We start from the raw sequence: 255 nt of genomic DNA on the forward strand, positions 1-255 counted from the left end.
TCTCGTCACCGTCCGCGTCCTTCATGGTGTACCAGACGTCGTAGCTCTGGTTGAACGCCGCCGTCAGTGCCTGGGTTGCCGGGCGGCTGTTGTCCAGCGCATAGGTCCAGCTCCCGTCGCCATTTTGCACGAAGGTACCGTAGGTACTCAGCGCCGTGACCGAGGGACTGTTGTTGTGCCCGGTCGCAGCCCAGCCCACGAACGCCGCCGGCGTATCTGCACCGGACACATCGTTGCTCAGCACGTTGCCGTTCA

The 255-nt window shown here is 63.5% G+C and carries 1 protein-coding gene; it reads right to left on the reverse strand.

Annotated elements, in window-relative coordinates; genetic code table 11:
* Positions 1-229 (reverse strand): VCBS domain-containing protein (locus tag MM194_RS21870; RefSeq protein WP_241344961.1); only part of this gene is annotated, 229 nt, incomplete at its 3' end.
* Positions 230-255: the final 26 nt, after the last annotated feature.

It is taken from the genome of Aeromonas sp. MR16 (assembly GCF_022549315.1).
Taxonomy (GTDB): domain Bacteria; phylum Pseudomonadota; class Gammaproteobacteria; order Enterobacterales; family Aeromonadaceae; genus Aeromonas; species Aeromonas aquatica.